Here is an 18,629-nt window from a genome sequence, read left to right as displayed (position 1 = left end):
TTTCTATGTGTCGCGACAGATGATAAAGATTTGCTCAAGCTTTGGCCGTTTCAGCCAGGCTCCAGGCTTTCGCCTGCAGTGCTTTCGCCCGGTCGTCGTACTTGCCATCGACCAGCTTCATCTCGTCGTCGGTCACATCATTAAATTCACTCTTGATCAGGTCGCGGGCACGTTCCGACGGCAGCGCCAGGATGGCGCCAAACTCGTCATAGGCCAGTGCCGCGAATGCGTCGACCGTCTTGATACCAGCCAGGCCAAGCTTGCCGGCAACGGTACGGTCCATGCCTTCCAGATTGACCAGAGCTTCTTCCATGCCTTCGAGGCCTTCTTCGGAAGCAATCGCCTCGGTGACCAGCGCATCGCGTGCACGGGTACGGAGTTCGTTGACAGTGTCTTCGTCGAACGATTCAATTTCCAGCATTTCGGAAATTGGCACATACGCGATTTCTTCCAGGCTCGAGAAGCCTTCTTCCACCAGGATGTCGGCCACTTCCTGGTCGACGTCCAGTTTTTGCATGAACAGCGCGCGGATGGCCGCTGACTCTTGCTCCACCTTGTTGGCCGATTCCTCGGCCGTCATGATGTTGATCTTCCAGCCGGTCAGCTCGGACGCCAGGCGCACGTTCTGGCCCGAACGGCCGATCGCGATGGCCAGGTTTTCTTCGTCCACGACGACATCCATCGCGTGCTTTTCTTCGTCGACCACGATCGACGAAACATTCGCCGGCGCCAGGGCGCCAATGACGAACTGCGCCGGGTCATCGGACCACAGCACGATGTCGACACGCTCGCCACCCAGTTCACCGGTCACGGCCTGGACGCGCGAACCGCGCATCCCGACGCAGGTACCGATCGGGTCGATGCGCTTGTCAGCCGTGAACACGGCGATCTTGGCGCGCACGCCGGCATCGCGGGCAGCGGACTTAATCTGCAGCAGGCCCTGCTCGATCTCTGGCACTTCGAGTTCGAACAGCTTCATGATGAAATCAGGCGCAGTACGCGACAGGATCACCTGCGGGCCACGCATATTGCGGTCCACACGCAGGATGAAAGCGCGCACACGGTCGCCGATACGCAGGTTTTCTTTCGGGATCATCTGGTCACGCGGAAGGCGTGCTTCGATCTTGCCCGATTCGACAATCGCGTCGCCGCGTTCCATGCGCTTGATGGTGCCGGTGACGAGCGAATCGCCACGCTCCAGGAAGTCTTGCAGGATCTGCTCGCGTTCGGCATCGCGCACGCGCTGCAGCACGACCTGCTTGGTGTCCTGGGCAAAGCGACGACCGAAGTCGACCGATTCAATCGGCTCTTCGATGTATTCGTCGACTTCGATGTCCGAGATCTGCTCTTTGGCTTCAAAGTGCAGGATCTCTTGGTCAGGCAGCTGCAGGCCGGCTTCATCGGGAACGACGTGCCAGCGGCGGAAAGTCTCGAATTCGCCGGTGTCACGGTCGATTGACACGCGAATGTCGACTTCGCCTTCATAACGCTTCTTCGTGGCCTGTGCCAGCGCGAACTCGAGCGCTCCGAAAACGACTTCCTTGTCGACGTTCTTTTCGCGCGCAAGCGCATCCACCAGTAACAAAATTTCGCGACTCATGCTTTGCGACTCCTAAAATCCACCTGCGGCACTAAACGTGCCTTATCCAATTCGGCCAGCGTAAATTCCATCAACGCCGGGCCATCTTTACTGTCAAATTCCAAGCCGACCTTGTCGTTCTCGACGCCGCGCAGGATACCGGTGAACGTCTTGCGGTTATCACTGCCCGGCACCGCGACGCGCAGCTTGACCGTGCACTCAAGGCCGGCAAAGCGCGCAAAATCGGCGAGGGTTCGTACCGGGCGATCGAGGCCCGGCGACGAAATTTCGAGTCGTTCGTAATCGACGTTTTCCACGGTGAAGACATGCGACAGCTGGTGACTCACCTTGGCGCAATCCTCGACCGTGATCGGGCCCTTTTCGTCCGCGTCGGCAGCCGGAAAATCGATATACACACGCAGGATCCCGCGGTCGCCTCGTTCCACGTCGACGAGTTCATAACCGAGACCACTGACTGTCGTGGCGATTAAATCAAACTGCTGCACGGCACTTCTCCAGGGCTTCTAAAACGATTTACCAAAAAAAAAATGGGCATCTGCCCATCTTTTTGTCATTACACCCCAATCAAAATATGACGCTTACACCGGATGCACGCTGAACAACACGTCGGGAAGGTCTTCGATTAGGCTGCAAATTATACTGCTTTTCGGCGTGCCTCGCAATCCGCACGCCAAAATGAGCAGCTATACAACAGTTAGCAGACTGCCATCGGCAGCCTGCACTGAATTGGGCTTAGCCGCGACGGCCGCGGCGCGGTGCCGCATGCTCGGCGCCGCCACGCGGACCCTGGCCGCCACCCGCACCGCCACGGCGTGCGCCGCCACCGGTGTTGGCAAAACCGAACGTGGTCTGCAACGGATCGGGCTGGCGTGGACGGCTGCTGGCGCCAGCGCCACCCGTCTTGCCGCCCTGCCCGCCACCGAAACCGGCGCCGCGGCCCTTGCCGCCGCCCTGGCCACCCGGACGGCCACCGACTGGCTTGTTGCCAGGCACCGGACCATTCAGGATACCCTGGCCGCGGGTGCTGCCCACGCGCGTTGCTTGCGGACCGAACGGATCGACATTGCGGTTGGCGTCGGCGCGGTCGATGCGGTTGCCATCGCTGCGGTCGTTGCCACGCTCATCGTCGCCACCGGCGCTGCGCACGTTGCCGCGCTCAGGACCACGCGTGTTTCCACGCTCGTTGCTACGCTCATTACCGCGCTCGCTGTCGCGCGCACCGTTCGGACGCGGGCCCTTGCCCGGCTTGCCGCCCGACTTGGCGTTTTTCTCCGGCGCCGCTTTTTTCTCGACACCGAAGGCCGTCATCAGCGAACGGACATCGTTTTCTTCGAATTCTTCCCAGCGACCGCGCTTGAGGCCACTTGGCAGGGTCATCGCGCCGTAACGGGTACGGATCAGGCGCGAAACGGTCAGGCCGACCGCCTCGAACATGCGGCGCACTTCGCGGTTACGGCCTTCGCCGATGACCACGCGGTACCAGCGATTGATGCCTTCGCCGCCACCGTTCTGGATTTTGGAGAATGCCGCCTTGCCATCGTCGAGGTCGACGCCGGCGAGCAATTTCTGGCGCATGCCTTCTTCCAGCTCGCCCAGCGTACGCACTGCGTATTCACGGTCGATATTATAACGCGGGTGCATCAGGCGGTTGGCCAGGTCACCCGACGTCGTAAACAGCAGCAGGCCTTCGGTGTTGAAGTCGAGGCGGCCAACGGCCAGCCACTTGCCTGCCTTCATCGACGGCAGGCGATCGAACACCGATGGACGGCCTTCCGGATCGTCATGGCTGACGATTTCGCCGGCCGGCTTGTGGTACACCAGCACGCGTGGCGGCTTGCTGCTCACACGGCGCTGGATCAGCTTGCCATTGATGCGCACGGCATCGGTCGGCAGGATGCGCTGGCCGATGTGGGCCGGCTCGCCATTGACCGACACGCGGCCGGCAACGATCAGGTCTTCCATGTCGCGGCGCGAACCCAGGCCCGCTTCGGCCAGCACCTTGTGCAGCTTCGGCGCGTCGTCGTCGGCGGTCAGGTCGCGGCGCACGGCCTTGACTGGCGCATTGCGGCGGGCGCCGTCGTTGGCGTCGAAATCGTCCGACGTGACGAACGAGAACACATTGTCGGCCTCGTCCATTGGCTGCGGCTTGCCACCGGGTTTACCCGGCTTGCCGTTGCGGCCGATCTGCTTGACCGGCTGGCCCTGGCGACCGGCGCCCTGCACCGGACGGTTGCTCTGCTGGTTGCGCATGCCCGGCTTTTGCTGGCCACGGCCGCGGCCTTGCGGGGCGCCGTCGACGGCAGCAGCAGCCTCGGCGCTTGCACCTTCAGCCGGCGCGTCGCCTGCTGGCGCAGCGTCGGCTTCAGCAGCAACGGCAGGGGCGGCCAACTGCTCGAGCGCTTCGCGTTCGGCGCGCTTTTCGCGCATCTGACGGGGACCGCGTGGCTTTGGTGCAGGCGCAGGTGCAGCCTCGGCGCCGTCGGCGGCCGGCGCTGCCGCCAGCTCTTCCTTGGCAGCCTGGACTTCTTTGGCGGCTTTCATGGCGCGTGGCTTGCGCACTTTGGCGACTGGCGCGTCGGAAGCTGGCGCATCACCAGCCAACTCGGCAGCGACTGGCGCGGCGGCGCCCGATTCACTGGCGACAGCGACCTTGCGCGTGCGCTTCGGCTTGGCCGGTACCTCAGCAGCGGCGTCGACCGGCGCGGATGTTGCAGCAGCAGCCTCGGCTGCAATCATGGCCTTGGTGCGGCGCTTCGGCTTGGCGGCGGCGGTCTCGGCTGCGTCGACAGGCTTGTTTTCGGTTGGTTCAGTTGGGTTCATCATTCGTATCTTTATTGTGCTGACCCGCCTCGGCAATTCCGTCGTCTGTCAGGTCTGGTATCGACACTTCAATCGGTGAAGTGTCCGGATGTGGGACGGGCGCGCCGGCGTCCGCCTTCTCAAAATTGTCGTTCAGTGCTGCTTCCAGTGCTTCCAGGCTGCGTGCATCCGGCCCTTCGGCCAGCGCCTGCAGCGGCGGCAGTTGCGATAGCGACGCCAGGCCCAGGTCATCCAGGAACTGGCGCGTCGTGCCCAGCAGCGCCGGGCGCCCTACTACCTCGCGGTGGCCGAGCACGTCGATCCAGCCGCGGTCTTCCAGCATCTTGATCGTCTGCGAATTGACCGCCACCCCGCGAATTTCTTCGATATCGCCGCGCGTGACCGGTTGGCGATAGGCGATGATGGCCAGCGTTTCCAGCGTCGCCCGCGAATACTTCGGCGGCTTCTCGGGTGACAGCCGGTCGAGATACGGTTTCATCTCGGGACGGCTCTGGAAACGCCAGCCCGACGCCAGACTGACGATCTCGATGCCGCGGCCGTCCCAGTCCTGGCGCAGTTCTTCCAGCAAAATCTTGATCGTATCGGCGCCAACGCCGGCGCCCTGGCTGCGACCGCTCGCATCGACGTCGGCGAACAGCTTTTTCATGCCATGGATCGACATTGGCTCGCGGGCGCACAGCAAGGCGGTTTCGAGGACGCGCTTGGCCTCGTCAGTATTCATAAGTGCGATGTCGTCAATCCACAAACAATAGCGGTAGCAGAAACAGAATCCGCGCAACAGAACAAGGGCACACACGGTTAGCGCCCGGCAACCACGCAACGAGCGACGCCGGCGCATGGGCGGCTAGCCTGCTGTTTGCGATTTGCTGCCTGATACTGGAATCCGTGGGTCCGGGGCTGATGCGCCGGACAGTCTATTACACGACAGGCAAGGAACCCGTCGCGGGCAACCTGCCTCTGAGTGTTGATGCTCGTTGGGAAACGCGGCGCATCGGCGCACTCGCCATGTTCGGGAGGCGCCGGGGAGCGGCCTGTGCGGCACGCGGAGGGACGACGACGTTTCTTGCAACTGGCGGCCATTGTACCCGATAAAACCGCGTAGTGGACAAGCGACCAGCCACGCGGCGGATAGCTAGTGGCGTCAGTCTGACAGTTTTTCGGACAAAATCGCTGACACGCCAACAAAAGCCGGGTATTCGGCGGTGATGACGTAGGTCGGCACGGCCGTCAGGTAATGGACGAAGCGCCCTTTTTGTTCGAAGCGGCGGCGGAACGACGAGCGGTCGAAGCGCGCGCCCAGGCGCGGAACGATGCCGCCACCAATATAGATACCGCCCTGCGCGCCGAGCGTGACGGCCAGGTTGCCGGCCACGGTGCCGAGCATGCCGCAGAACGCCTCGAGCACGTCGTCGCACAGCGGGCATTCGCCCGACAGCGCGCGGCGCGAAATCTCGGCGGCGCTGAGGCGCTCGTTGGGGCTGCCGGCGCGATCGGCCAGCGCGCGATAAATCAGTTCAACGCCGGCGCCGGACAGGAAGCGCTCGAACGAGACGTGGTCGTATTCGCGCCAGGCAAATTGCAGGATCGCGATTTCGTCATCGTTGATGGGCGCGAAGCTCACGTGCCCGCCTTCGCTGCGCAATGCCGTCCACGAACTGGCGCACGGGATCAGGCCCGACACGCCCAGGCCGGTGCCGGCGCCGATGAGGCCCAGCGCCGTGTCCGGCTGGGGTACGCCGCCGCCAACCTGGCGCTTGTGCTCGCCCAGATGCGGCAGCGAACGGGCCAGTGCCGAAAAGTCGTTGACCACCAGCAGGATCTCGAAGCCGCATTCGATCCGCAATGCCTCGGTCGAAAATTCCCAGTGGTGGTTGGTCATGCGCACATAGTCACCCGTAACCGGGTTGGCAATCGCCAGCGCCGCATGACGGATCGGGCTAGACGTCAGGGCCTGGACGGTTGGACTGGCCAGATAGGTGCGCATTGCGTCGCCCAGCGTCGCATAGGCGGCGCATGGCAGGATCTCGACGCCCTCGAGTTGACCAGGACCACGCTCGAGCGCGAAACGACAATTGGTGCCGCCGATATCGGCCAGCAGGCGCGGGCCGCCAGCATGCAGGTGGGAAATCTCGTTCATGGACATGGATGCGGTCATTGCGGGCACAGTGGAGACGAAGCCGCAAGCTTACTAAATATTTTGCCTCCAAGACAAGAACTATCTGTAGTTTTGCTACAGACAATGGCATGTGTCAGGGCTTACTTACGTAAAAATGGGCTAAATCACCGTAATTGCACTACGCCACCGACCATGCTGGGTGCAGGGCCGATCAGCAGGGTGCCGGGTCCAGCGAAGACGGGGTGTCACCACGCCCATTCCAGGCATCGAGCCCGCCCTTGAGCGCGCGAACGCGGCGAAAGCCGTTGGCAGCGAACTGGTGTGCGACCTGGGCGGCCGTCACGTCGTCGGGACAACTGCAGTAGACCACAATTTCGCGCTTACGGTCGAGCGACGCCATTAATTTACCCGGCTCGCACGCGCGGAAAATGAGCGCGCCGGGAATGGCCGCTTCAAGGTCCTGCGCAGTCAGGCTGCGCGCATCGATGAGCACCGGTTGCGCGCCGCTGTCGATCAGCGCCAGCAGTTCGGCCACCTCGATGCGCTCGGCGCCGCTGCGCGAACGGTGGCGGCGCCGCTCGGCATACTTGAACGCGATGAACAGGCCCAGCACGCTGGCGACGACGACCAGCGCCGTGCTGCCCATCGTCGACAGAATGTCGAGCACGTCGTCGACGCTGTCGTGGAACCAGGCGCCCAGCAGGATGCCGACGCCGCTCCACAGCGCCGCGCCCGTGACGGCGTACAGCAGGAACGGCTTCGGGGCCACGCCCATCGCACCAGACAACGGCGCGGCGATGGTGTTGAAGCCGGGGATGAACTTGGACACCAGCAGCGACTTGACGCCAAACCGGCTGAAGCGGTCTTCGGTCTGGTTGACGCATGAATCGGGGGACAGGGAAATCTTGCACAGCAGCCGCAGGATGCGCTTGCCATAGAAGCGCCCGGCGCGAAACCAGAACACATCGCAGATCAGGCAGGCGCTGATGGCGGCCAGCCACACGAGCTGCCAGCTGACGTCGGCCTCGACCGACAGCGCGCCGGCCACGATCAGGATCGGGTAGGCGGGAATGGGCAAGCCAAACTGCTCGACGAGAACAATGCCGAACACGATCAGCACGCCATAGACTTGAATGAGTTCGACTAACTGGGGCATCGTCACAGTGTACGTGAATTGCGCTCGCGGCACAGGAATGCGACCTGTTTCCGCGGCCTGTTTAGCATATTCGCAACGGTCTTTCGCGGCATCGGCAACGACCCGTAGTTACACCCCGCGCGGAATCGCCGCCAGCAGCGACTTCGTGTACGGATGCTGCGGGTTGCAGTACAGCGCATCGGCATCGGCCACCTCCACCACGCCGCCGTTCTGCATCACCATCACCTGGTCGGAGATGTACTTCACCACCGACAGGTCATGCGAAATGAAGATATAGCTCAGGCCAAATTCGTCCTGCAAATCCTGCAGCAGGTTCAGCACCTGGGCCTGGACCGACACGTCCAGCGCCGAGACGGATTCGTCGCAGACCAGGATCTCGGGCTGCATCGTCAGACAGCGCGCAATGGCAATGCGCTGGCGCTGTCCACCCGAGAATTCATGGGGATAACGCCCGTAGGCCGCGTCCGGCAAGCCGACGCGCCCCAGCAGGGTGCGCGCCAGCGCAGCGCGCTCGGCTTCGTGCGCGCCGATCCCGTGGATGCGCATCGGTTCGAGCAGGATCTGGCCGACCGTGAAGCGCGGATTGAGCGAGGCATACGGATTCTGGAAAATGATCTGGATGCGCCGCTTGTAGGGCTGGAATTCGCGGTCGGTCATGGCCACCAGATCGCGCCCTTCGAACAGCGCCGAGCCGCCCGTTGCGCGGTGCAGCCGCAACAGCGTCAGGCCCACCGTCGTCTTGCCCGAGCCCGATTCACCGACCACGCCCAGCGTCTTGCCGCGCGCCAGCGTGAACGACACATCCTTCACCGCCTTGAATTCGCGCTTGCCGAACAGGCCCTCGCGCGTCCAGAAACTCTTGGCCAGATTCCTGACCACCAGCAGCGGCGCATCGTCAGGGTTCGTGCCGCGCACACGCTGCGGCAGTTGCGCACCCGCAAGCACGCGCCCCGCAAGGTAATCGTCGATTACCGGCAGGCGCAGCGGACGTGCATCGAGGGATGGCCGGCAATGCAGCAGTGCCCGGGTATAGGCGTCCTGCGGCGCGCCGAACACTTGCGCGGCAGCGCCCTCCTCACGCACCTCGCCGTGGCGCATCACGATCACGCGATCGGCGATCTCGCCCACCAGGCCCAGGTCGTGCGTGATGAACAGCACGGCCATGCGCCGCTCGCGCTGCAGGCGCGCGATCAGGTCCATGATCTGTTTCTGGATCGTCACGTCAAGCGCCGTGGTCGGTTCGTCGGCAATCAGCAATCTGGGTTCGCAGGCAATGGCCATCGCGATCATCGCGCGCTGCTGCTGGCCGCCCGACAGGTGGCCCGGGTAGGCGTCGATCTTGCGCGCCGGATCGGGAATGCCCACTTCGGCCAACAACTCGAGCGTGCGGGCACGCGCCGCGCGCTTGTCCATGCCCATGTGCTGGCGCAGCACTTCGCCGATCTGGAACCCCACCGTGAACACCGGATTGAGCGAGGACATCGGCTCCTGGAAAATCATCGCGATGTCCTTGCCGCACAGGGCGCGCCGCGCGGCCAGCGGCAGACCCAGCAGTTCGCGCCCGGCAAACGCAATGCGCGAAGCGGGATCGACGATTGTGGTCTCGGGCGGCAGCAGCCCCATCACGGCGAGCGAACTGACCGACTTGCCACTGCCCGATTCGCCCACCAGCGCCACCGTGGTGTTGTCCGGCACGTCGAACGAGACGCCCTTCAATGCGGCGCTGGTGCGGTGCTTGTCGACCCGGAACGCGATGCGCAGGTCGCGAACGCTCAGCAAAGGCATGGTTTCGTGGGTCATTTGATCTTGGGGTCGAGCGCGTCGCGCAAGGCGTCGGCAAACAGCGAAAAACTGGTGACCAGCACCGCCATGGCGCCAGCCGCGGCCGCCAGTTGCCACCACTTGCCAAGGATGAGTTCATTCTGCGCCTCGTTGAGCATGCTGCCCCACGAGACGGTGCCCACCGGCACGCCGAAGCCCAGGAACGACAGGATCACTTCGGCCTTGATGAAGCCGACCACGAGGATCGACATCTGCACCAGCGCCACGTGCGACACGTTCGGCAGGATGTGCCCGAACATGCGCTGCCAGTTCGACGCGCCAATGGCGTTGGCCGCCATCACGTATTCACGCGCGCTGTGCTTGATGTATTCGGCGCGCATCAGGCGAAACGGTCCCGTCCAGCCGGTCAGGCCCAGGATCAGCACAATGGTCGTCACGCCCTTTTGCTGCAGCACGGCGGCCACGGTCAGGATCATCAGGATCGATGGAATCGACGTGAAGATGCTGTAGAACCAGTTGAACAGATCGTCGACCCAGCCACCGAAGAACCCGGCGACGGCGCCAAACAGCGTGCCCAGCGTGACGGCCAGGAGCGCCGCAACCAGGCCGACGACGATCGACGTCTCACCACCCTTGATCGTTTTCCTGACGATGTCGTGGCCCCATTTATCGGCGCCAAACAGCAGCGTCGTGCGCTTGGCCACCGGCGGATGCGTTGCCGCCACCTGGGCCTGCAACGTTGCCAGTTCGGCCGCGAGCGGATCGAATGCATTCGGCGGCGTGGCGCGCGGCAGTTGCGCCTGTGCCAGTGCGCGCGCCGTCGCATCGGCCCCGACAAAGCCCGGCGGCGCGTAATTGACGGCCACCTCGTCTTCCCAGTCGGCGGCCACCAGGCCCGTGCTTGACAGCAGCACCAGCAGCAAAAAGCCGGCCACGACGGCAAGCGCCGCCATCGCCACGCGGTCGGCCCGCAGACGGCGCCAGGCCAGCGTCCACAGGCCGGCTGAATCGTCGGACGTCTGCATTGTCATCATCGGAATTGCACGCGCGGATCGACGGCGCGGTACAGCAGGTCGGCCAGCAGGTTGAACACCATCGTCGCTGCTGCGACGTAGACCGTGATCGCCTTGATTACCGGGAAGTCGCTGCGTTCAACGGCAAGAATGACTTCGCGCCCGATGCCGGGAATGCCGAAGAAACGCTCGAGCAGAAACGCCCCGATCAGCAGCGCCGGCAGGTTCGCCATCACGTGCGTGATGATGGGAATGGCCGCATTGCGCAGCACGTGCACCCAGACGATGCGGCGCTCGCTCAAGCCCTTGGCGCGCGCCGTGCGCACGTAATCCTGCCCCACTTCGTCGAGCACGAAGCTGCGGTACAGCCGCAGCGTCGGCGCGATCGAGACCGCCAGGCCAATGATGATCGGCAGCAGCGCGTAGTGCAGCAGATTCTCGCCCAGGCTGCTGCCCCAGCCCTGCACCGGAAACAGGCCCAGCTGGTAAGCAAACACGTACTGGAACACCGAGATATACACGAGGATCGAGATCGACATGCCCACCGTGCAGGCAATCATCACGGCGCGGTCGGTCAGCGAGCCGCGCACGAAGGCGATGCCCAGCGCCAGCGCAATGCCAAAGAACACTTCGAGCACGGTGAGCGGGATCAGGACGGTGAGCGATGGCCCCAGACGGCTGGTGATGATCTGCGCCACCGGTTCGCCCGTGCTCCACGCATTGCCGAAGTCGAACGTGACGATTTGCTGCACGAAGATCCACAGCTGCACCGGATATGGCTGGTCGGTGCCGAGCTGGCGCCGGATGTTCTCGATGGCGTTTGCATCGGCCATCTTGCCGGCCAACAGATAGGCCGGATCGCCGCCGACCCAGTTGAACAGCATGAACACCAGCAGCACGACGCCCGCCATGGTCGGCAACATTTGCCACAGGCGCCGGACGATATAAGCAAGCATGACACTCCCGAACCGGGACCAGGCGAACGTGCCATTTCCCGCGTAATCCGCGACGCCAATGCAGGCGTTGCGAACCCGACACGATAGCGCATATCGGCGCGCGCTGACAGATGCAGGATGTCATGGGGAGATAGATGCGGGTTATCGAATGTACTGACATTTGTGACATTTGAATCGGGTCGATAACGTGTCACACATGAACCTGCATACATATGCTTAAACAGCAATCCCTGCCAAAAAATTGTCTTATTGCCGCATTAAATACCGGACAAACTATATTTTCCTTCATATATTCCACATATTATTTTTCATGTCGGAATCATGACTAGCACCAAAATGCATACTTGTACAGACTAGTCGGCGTACAGTTGTATTTTTGATTCGTAAAGACTTTATACGTTGACACTGCCTTACCGGAAATGTTTTTATTGCCAAGTAGTAAAAATTCGACGCTGCTATTCGCGGTGGCAATCCAATGACATTACTGCAGGCGACATCCGCCCTGCAGGTCTTACCTGGGAAAATCGACATGATGGTTGAAACAGTGTTATCTCGATCGGTTCGACTGATCTGTGCAGGCGGCATGATCGTCGCGTTCTCGGCGGCCCACGCCCAGGACACGGCGCCCGCTACAGGCGAACCTCAGCGCGTGGAAGTCACCGGTTCACGCATCGCCACGGCCAACCTGGAAAGCATCAGTCCAGTTACCGTCGTCAACGCCAAGGACATCAAACTCGAAGGTGTGCGTTCGGTCGAGAGCCTGCTCAACAACCTGCCACAGGTCTTCGCCGACCAGGGCGGCTCGGTCTCGAACGGCTCGACCGGCACCGCGACTGTCAACCTGCGCAACTTCGGCGCCGACCGCACCCTGGTGCTGGTCAATGGCCGCCGCCTGCCAGCAGGCAGCCCGCGCAATCCGGCCGCCGACCTGAACCAGATCCCCGTGGGCCTGGTCAAGCGCGTCGAAGTGCTGACCGGCGGCGCCGGCGCCATCTACGGCTCCGACGCCGTGGCCGGCGTGGTCAACTTCATCATGGACGACAACTTCCAGGGCGTCCAGATTGACAGCAACTACCAGTTCTACAACCATCAGCAAAACGGCGGGCCGGCAGCCGATGCCGCCACGCGCCGCAACTTCCAGCTACCGGGCGACAAGAGCGCCGACGCCAAGGTCAAGGACATCAGCCTGACGATGGGCGGCAACTTCGCCGACGGCCGCGGCAATGCCGTGGTGTTCCTGGGCTACAAGAAGGAAGACCCGCTGCTGCAATCGGAGCGTGACTTCACGGCGTGCTCGCTGGGCGGCTCCACCACGGGCGACACGTTCAACTGCGGCGGCTCCGGCACCAGCTTCCCGGGTCGCTTCCTGGTTGGCACGCGCAGCTTCACCGTGGCCGATGCAAATGGCGGCGTGCGTCCGTATATTGGCGCGAACGATGCCTACAACTTCGGCCCGCTGAACTATTTCCGCCGTCCGTCCGAGCGCTACACGTTCAGCTCGTTCACGCACTACGACATCAACGACAAGACCCGCGTCTACGGCGAGGCCAGCTTCCACGATGACAGCACTGTCGCCCAGATCGCGCCGTCCGGCCTGTTCGGCCTCGACGCTTCCGGCGCGAATGCGATCACCTTCGAAAACCCGCTGCTGTCGAGTGCCTGGCGCCGGACGCTGGGCCTGAACGCCCCTGGCGATACGGCCGATCTGGTGATCTTCCGCCGCAACGTCGAAGGCGGTGGCCGCCGCGACGACCTGAACCACACGTCCTACCGCGGCGTGGTCGGCGTCAAGGGCGATGTCGGCAACTGGAAGTACGACGTCTTCGCGCAGGTCGGCAAGGTCCGCTACGCCGAGACCTACTTCAACGACTTCTCGGTGGCGCGCAGCGCGCGGGCACTGGACGTCGTCCCCGGCGCCAACGGCGCACCGGTCTGCCGCAGCACCCTGAACGGCATCGACCCGAACTGCGTGCCCTACAATATCTGGAGCCTCGGCGGCGTCACCAAGGAAGCACTGACCTACCTGCAGACCCCGGGCTTCCAGCGCGGCAACACGTCGCAAACCGTGCAGGGCGTCAACCTGTCGACCGACCTGGGCGAATACGGCCTGAAGCTCCCAACCAGCACCGAAGGCATCGGCCTGGCGCTCGGCTGGGAACACCGCACCGAAAAACTGTCGCTGGACAACGACGCTGCCTTCGAATCAGGCGATCTGGCCGGCCAGGGCGGCCCGACCAAGAACGTGAGCGGCCAGTTCAGCGTGCGTGACTACTACGCCGAAACCCGCATCCCGATCCTGCAGAAGCAACCATTCGCCGACCAGCTCAACGTCACCGCCAGCTATCGCAAATCGGATTATTCGACCGGCCAGAAGACCAGCTCGTATGGTGCCGGCATCGAGTGGGCGCCGATCAAGGAAGCCAAGTTCCGCTTCAGCTATCAGCGTGCGGCGCGCGCCGCCAATGTGGTCGAACTGTACACGCCGGCGGGCCTGGGCCTGTACGACATGTCGTCGGACCCATGCGCCGGCGAGACCCCGACCGCGACCCTGGCCCAGTGCGCACGCACCGGCGTCACGGCGGCCCAGTACGGCAACATCGTCGATTCGCCAGCCCAGCAGTACAACCAGATCACGGGCGGCAATACGAACCTGGCGCCAGAGGAATCCGACTCGTACACGCTGGGCCTGGTGCTGACCCCGACACGCAACACGTCGGTCACCATCGACGCCTTCGACATGAAGGTCAATGGCATCATCGGCGGCTTGCCGGCAACGACCAGCCTCGAGAGCTGCCTGGCAACGGGCGACCCGACGTTCTGCTCGCTGATCACGCGTGACCGTCTGGGCACCCTGTGGGCACTGGAAACCGCGCAGATCGTCGCCACCAACCAGAATCTGGGCATGGCCTCGACCAAGGGTGTCGACCTGGGCGCGAACTGGAACGCCAAGCTGGGCGACTGGGGCAGCCTGAACCTGTCGCTGATGGGCACCTACCTGAAAGAGTTCAAGCAGCAGGACTTGCCAGGCGGCGATACGCGTGAGTGCGCCGGCCTGCACGGTCCTACCTGCGGCGTGCCACTGCCAAAATGGCGTCACAAGGTACGCGCCGTCTGGGGCACCCCGTGGAATGGCGTGGAACTGGGCGCGACCTGGCGCTACGTACGCGGTGTGGACCTCGACACCGAATCGGAAGCAGCGGATGCGAGCCTGGGCGCACGCAACTACCTGGATCTGGTCGGCAGCTGGCAGATCAACCGGAACTTCACCCTGCGCGCCGGCATGAACAACGCGCTGGACAAGGATCCACCGCTGTCGGGCGTGGTCGCTGCCGTCTACGGCAACGGCAATACCTACCCACAGGTGTATGACGCGATGGGCCGTCATATCTTCCTGAACCTGACCGCCAAGTTCTGATCGCGGCGAGCAGATAGAACAACGGCGCACCTCGGTGCGCCGTTTTTTTATGCCTGCTTGATTATTCCTGGCGCAGGCGGCGCTGGCGCACCGCTGCTGCCAGACCGTCCAGCACCTGCAGGCTGCTGTCCCAGTCGATACAGCCATCGGTCACCGACTGGCCATAGGTCAGCTCCTTGCCCGGCACCAGATCCTGACGTCCCCCCACCAGATTCGACTCGATCATCACGCCCACGATGCGATCGTCGCCGGCCGCGATCTGCGTGGCGATGTCGGCGCACACGGGCACCTGGTTCTCGGGCTTTTTCGAGCTGTTGGCATGCGACGCATCGATCATCAGGCGGCTGGCCAAGCCCAGCGCGGCGATCTGGCGGCAGGCTTCGTCGACGCTGGCGGCGTCGTAGTTCGGCGCCTTGCCGCCACGCAGGATGATGTGGCAATCCTCGTTGCCCGAGGTCGACACGATGGCCGAGTGGCCGCCCTTGGTCACCGACAAGAAGTGGTGCGGCTGCGACGCAGCCTTGATGGCCTCGGTCGCGATCTTGATATTCCCATCGGTGCCGTTCTTGAAACCGACCGGGCACGACAGGCCAGACGCCAGCTCGCGGTGCACCTGCGACTCCGTCGTGCGCGCGCCGATGGCGCCCCAGCTGATCAGGTCGGCGATGTACTGCGGGCTGATCACATCGAGGAATTCGGTGCCGGCCGGCAGGCCCATCTCGTTGATGTCGCGCAGCAGCTCGCGCGCCATGCGCAGGCCGTCATTGATGCGGAAGCTGTTGTCCATGTACGGGTCGTTGATCAGGCCTTTCCAGCCCACCGTCGTGCGGGGCTTTTCAAAGTAGACCCGCATTACGATCTCGAGTTCACCGGCAAAGCGGCGGCGCTGTTCCACCAGCCGGTGCGCGTATTCGATCGCGGCCTTCGGGTCGTGGATCGAGCACGGCCCGATCACCACCATCAGGCGGTCGTCCTGGCCGTGCAGGATGCGGTGCAGGTCGACGCGCGCGCCGGCCGCGGTCTGCTCGGCTGCCGGGGTGACGGGGTACTCGCGGATCAGATGCGAGGGTGGCGTCAATTCCTTCATTTCACGGATGCGTAGGTCGTCGGTGCGGGGCATGCTGGACTCTCTTTCGTGCTCGGTTGTGTTCGGTTTTAGTTCGTCTGAAATAAAAAAACCGCCATTGCTGGCGGTTTGTCTGGATGCTGCCGGGACTTTTACTGCGCGTACCCGCTGCTGTTCCACCGCCTGAGGCTGGAATGGCTAAAGTAAAAAAAGCGGGTAAAGAAAGCGTGGCGCATGATGTCGTCCGTGTTTGGTCAATTGACTATAGCAACAACCCGCAAAACTTGGCAAGCCCTTTATCCGCCGATGACGGCTTGTACAGACAGCTTGTTACGCGATACCACAGCAGTGCAGCTTCAAGCCGTGCCGCCGACCGTCACGCCATCGATGCGCAGGGTCGGCTGACCCACGCCCACCGGCACGCTCTGGCCTTCCTTGCCGCACACGCCCACGCCCGAATCCAGACGCATGTCGTTGCCGATCATCGAGATGCGGTTCATGACTTCAGGGCCATTGCCGATCAGCGTGGCGCCCTTGACCGGGTACGTCACCTTGCCGTCTTCGATCATGTAGGCCTCGCTGGCGGAGAACACGAACTTGCCGTTCGTGATATCGACCTGGCCGCCACCGAAGTTCACTGCATACAGGCCGTTCTTGACCGAGGCCAGGATTTCCTGCGGGTCCTTGTCGCCGGCGAGCATATAGGTATTGGTCATGCGCGGCATCGGCAGGTGCGCGAACGATTCGCGGCGCGCGTTGCCGGTGACGGGCATCTTCATCAGGCGCGCGTTCATCGTGTCCTGGATATAGCCTTTCAGGATGCCGTCCTCGATCAGCGTCGTGCACTGGGTCGGATTGCCTTCGTCATCCACATTGAGCGAGCCGCGGCGATCCTGCAGCGTGCCGTCGTCGACGATGGTGACGCCCTTGGCCGCCACGCGCTGGCCGATCATGCCGGCATATGACGACGAGCCCTTGCGGTTGAAGTCGCCCTCGAGGCCGTGACCGACGGCTTCGTGCAGCAGCACGCCGGGCCAGCCCGGGCCCAGCACGATCGTCATCGGACCCGCCGGCGCCGGCCGTGCTTCCAGGTTCACGCACGCTGCCTTGACGGCATCGGTCGCATAGCGATCCAGCACTTCGTCAGTGAAGTAGCCATAGTCGAAGCGCCCGCCGCCGCCGGACGAACCGACTTCGCGCCGCCCGTTCTGCTCGGCGATGACGGTGACCGAGACGCGCACCAGCGGCCGGATATCGGCCGCCAGCACGCCGTCGCTGCGCAGCACCAGGACGACATCGTATTCGCCGGCCAGGCCCGCCATCACCTGCACCACGCGCGGGTCTTTTGCGCGCGCCATCTTTTCGACGCGCTCGAGCAGCGTCACCTTGGCCGTCGCATCGAGCGAGGCCAGCGGATCGTTGGGCAGGTACAGCGAGCGTCCGCCGCTGTGCTGGGTGCTGCGCGCGATCTTGATGCGCCCGGCACCCTGGCGCCCGATCGTGCGCGTGGCGGCCGCGGCATCCAGCAGCGCCCCTTCGGAAATCTCGTCGGAATAGGCAAACGCCGTCTTTTCACCCGACACGGCGCGCACGCCGACGCCCTGGTCGATCGAAAAACTGCCGCTCTTGACGATGCCTTCTTCGAGACTCCAGCCTTCGCTCTTGGTGAACTGGAAGTACAGGTCGGCATAGTCGACCTTGTGCGTGAACATGGTCCCCAGCGCGCGCAGCAGCTTGTCTTCGTCCAGGCCGAATGGCGTCAGGAGGACGTCGCGGGCAACAGCGATGGAGGACAGGTTCGGTTCGAATGGCGTCATTGTGGGTCGATTCGTGCGTTCGGTTGGAAAGGGCATTGTGCCATATCCCGTTTATTCGCATCGCTGCGCCCGGTACAGGCGACGCCGGTTTTACATCTTCCGGTGCCGCAGCGCCGGCAGGCTGTCGCGTACCCCGAGCAGGAACACGGGATCGAGCTCGCCCGCAATCACGCCCTCGCCTTCCGGCAGCACCGCCTTGACCTCGCCCCACGGGTCGACCAGCATGCTGTGGCCCCAGGTGCGGCGGCCATTCACGTGCATGCCGCCCTGGGCCGCGGCCAGCACATAGCACTGGTTCTCGATGGCGCGCGCCCGCAGCAGCACTTCCCAGTGCGCGCGGCCGGTGGTGTAGGTAAAGGCGGCCGGCACGATGATCAGTGCGCACTCGCCCATCGCGCGGTACAGCTCGGGAAAGCGCAGGTCGTAGCACACCGACAGCCCCACGCGGCCGAACGGCGCATCGAACACGCCGACCGTATCGCCCGGCACGATGGTGCGCGCCTCGTCGTACGATTCGGTGCCCTTGTTGAAGCCGAACAGGTGGATCTTGTCGTAGCGGCTCATCGACACGCCCTGCGGGTCATACACGAGCGTGGTGTTGAGCACCTTGCCCGCGCTCGGCGAGACGATCGGCAGCGTGCCGCCGACCAGCCAGATGCCATGCTCGCGCGCCAGTTCCGCCATGCACTCCTGGATCGGACCAGCGCCCGGTTCTTCGGCCAGCGCCACCTTGTCGACGTCGGTCATGCCCATGATCGGCCAGTACTCGGGCAAGGCCACGAGCGTGGCGCCCTTCGCGGCGGCCTCGGCCACGAGGCGGCGCACGGTGACCAGGTTGTCTTCAAGATTAGGAGTGGAAACCATCTGGATCGCGGCTACGGTCGTCAT

13 protein-coding genes are annotated in these 18,629 nt (G+C 63.5%); 1 reads left to right on the top strand and 12 read right to left on the bottom strand.

All coding sequences use genetic code 11. The features are described from left to right. Positions 1 to 34: 34 nt before the first annotated feature. From nusA to ACZ0AJ_RS02370, 9 genes are all read right to left on the bottom strand, one after another. The gene (gene nusA / locus ACZ0AJ_RS02410) at positions 35 to 1,600 is read right to left on the bottom strand and encodes a transcription termination factor NusA (RefSeq protein WP_183549475.1); all 1,566 of its coding nucleotides are present in this window, start codon (positions 1,598 to 1,600) and stop codon (positions 35 to 37) included. Beyond that, positions 1,597 to 2,085, bottom strand: coding sequence for a ribosome maturation factor RimP (gene rimP, locus ACZ0AJ_RS02405; protein WP_183549472.1), 489 nt, complete (start codon positions 2,083 to 2,085; stop codon positions 1,597 to 1,599). Before rimP ends, nusA begins: the two co-directional genes overlap by 4 nt. A 247-nt stretch (positions 2,086 to 2,332) precedes the next feature. Next, complete coding sequence (gene rluB / locus ACZ0AJ_RS02400; RefSeq protein WP_499453781.1) at positions 2,333 to 4,423, bottom strand: 23S rRNA pseudouridine(2605) synthase RluB; 2,091 nt, start codon at positions 4,421 to 4,423, stop codon at positions 2,333 to 2,335. Beyond that, a complete protein-coding gene (gene scpB, locus ACZ0AJ_RS02395; RefSeq protein WP_183549464.1) occupies positions 4,407 to 5,141 on the bottom strand; it encodes an SMC-Scp complex subunit ScpB in 735 nt (244 codons plus the stop codon). Before scpB ends, rluB begins: the two co-directional genes overlap by 17 nt. A gap of 420 nt (positions 5,142 to 5,561) precedes the next feature. Beyond that, positions 5,562 to 6,557, bottom strand: coding sequence for a glucokinase (locus ACZ0AJ_RS02390; protein ID WP_499452493.1), 996 nt, complete (start codon positions 6,555 to 6,557; stop codon positions 5,562 to 5,564). A gap of 190 nt (positions 6,558 to 6,747) precedes the next feature. Then, entirely contained in the window at positions 6,748 to 7,692 is a 945-nt protein-coding gene (locus tag ACZ0AJ_RS02385; protein WP_499452491.1) for a VTT domain-containing protein, read from the bottom strand. A 108-nt stretch (positions 7,693 to 7,800) separates the two neighbouring features. Beyond that, positions 7,801 to 9,492 (bottom strand): ABC transporter ATP-binding protein, encoded by a 1,692-nt coding sequence (locus tag ACZ0AJ_RS02380; protein WP_499452489.1) that lies wholly within the window; start codon positions 9,490 to 9,492, stop codon positions 7,801 to 7,803. After that, positions 9,489 to 10,505, bottom strand: a complete 1,017-nt coding sequence (locus tag ACZ0AJ_RS02375; protein ID WP_499456707.1) for an ABC transporter permease — start codon at positions 10,503 to 10,505, stop codon at positions 9,489 to 9,491. The genes ACZ0AJ_RS02380 and ACZ0AJ_RS02375 overlap by 4 nt, the downstream gene beginning before the upstream one ends. Then, a complete protein-coding gene (locus ACZ0AJ_RS02370; protein WP_499452487.1) occupies positions 10,505 to 11,443 on the bottom strand; it encodes an ABC transporter permease in 939 nt (312 codons plus the stop codon). Before ACZ0AJ_RS02370 ends, ACZ0AJ_RS02375 begins: the two co-directional genes overlap by 1 nt. Before the next feature lie 583 nt (positions 11,444 to 12,026). Here ACZ0AJ_RS02370 and ACZ0AJ_RS02365 point away from each other — a divergent pair. Next, positions 12,027 to 14,858, top strand: a complete 2,832-nt coding sequence (locus tag ACZ0AJ_RS02365; RefSeq protein WP_499453777.1) for a TonB-dependent receptor domain-containing protein — start codon at positions 12,027 to 12,029, stop codon at positions 14,856 to 14,858. Between the two features lie 61 nt (positions 14,859 to 14,919). Here the strand turns inward: ACZ0AJ_RS02365 and aroG are convergent, their stop codons facing one another. The 3 genes from aroG to ACZ0AJ_RS02350 form a co-directional block, all read right to left on the bottom strand. Then, positions 14,920 to 15,978 carry a 3-deoxy-7-phosphoheptulonate synthase AroG gene (aroG, locus tag ACZ0AJ_RS02360; protein ID WP_183549445.1) on the bottom strand — a complete coding sequence of 353 codons (1,059 nt, stop codon included), beginning with the start codon at positions 15,976 to 15,978 and terminating at the stop codon, positions 14,920 to 14,922. A gap of 302 nt (positions 15,979 to 16,280) precedes the next feature. Then, on the bottom strand, positions 16,281 to 17,741 hold the full coding sequence (gene tldD / locus ACZ0AJ_RS02355) for a metalloprotease TldD (RefSeq protein WP_499453775.1): 1,461 nt from the start codon (positions 17,739 to 17,741) through the stop codon (positions 16,281 to 16,283). Positions 17,742 to 17,831: 90 nt separating this feature from the next. Next, positions 17,832 to 18,629 carry a carbon-nitrogen hydrolase family protein gene (locus tag ACZ0AJ_RS02350; RefSeq protein ID WP_499452481.1) on the bottom strand — a complete coding sequence of 266 codons (798 nt, stop codon included), beginning with the start codon at positions 18,627 to 18,629 and terminating at the stop codon, positions 17,832 to 17,834.

The organism is Telluria sp. AC161 (genome assembly GCF_979258535.1).
The sequence above is the reverse complement of the archived record's forward strand: the minus strand, read 5'-3'. Positions and strand labels throughout refer to the sequence as shown.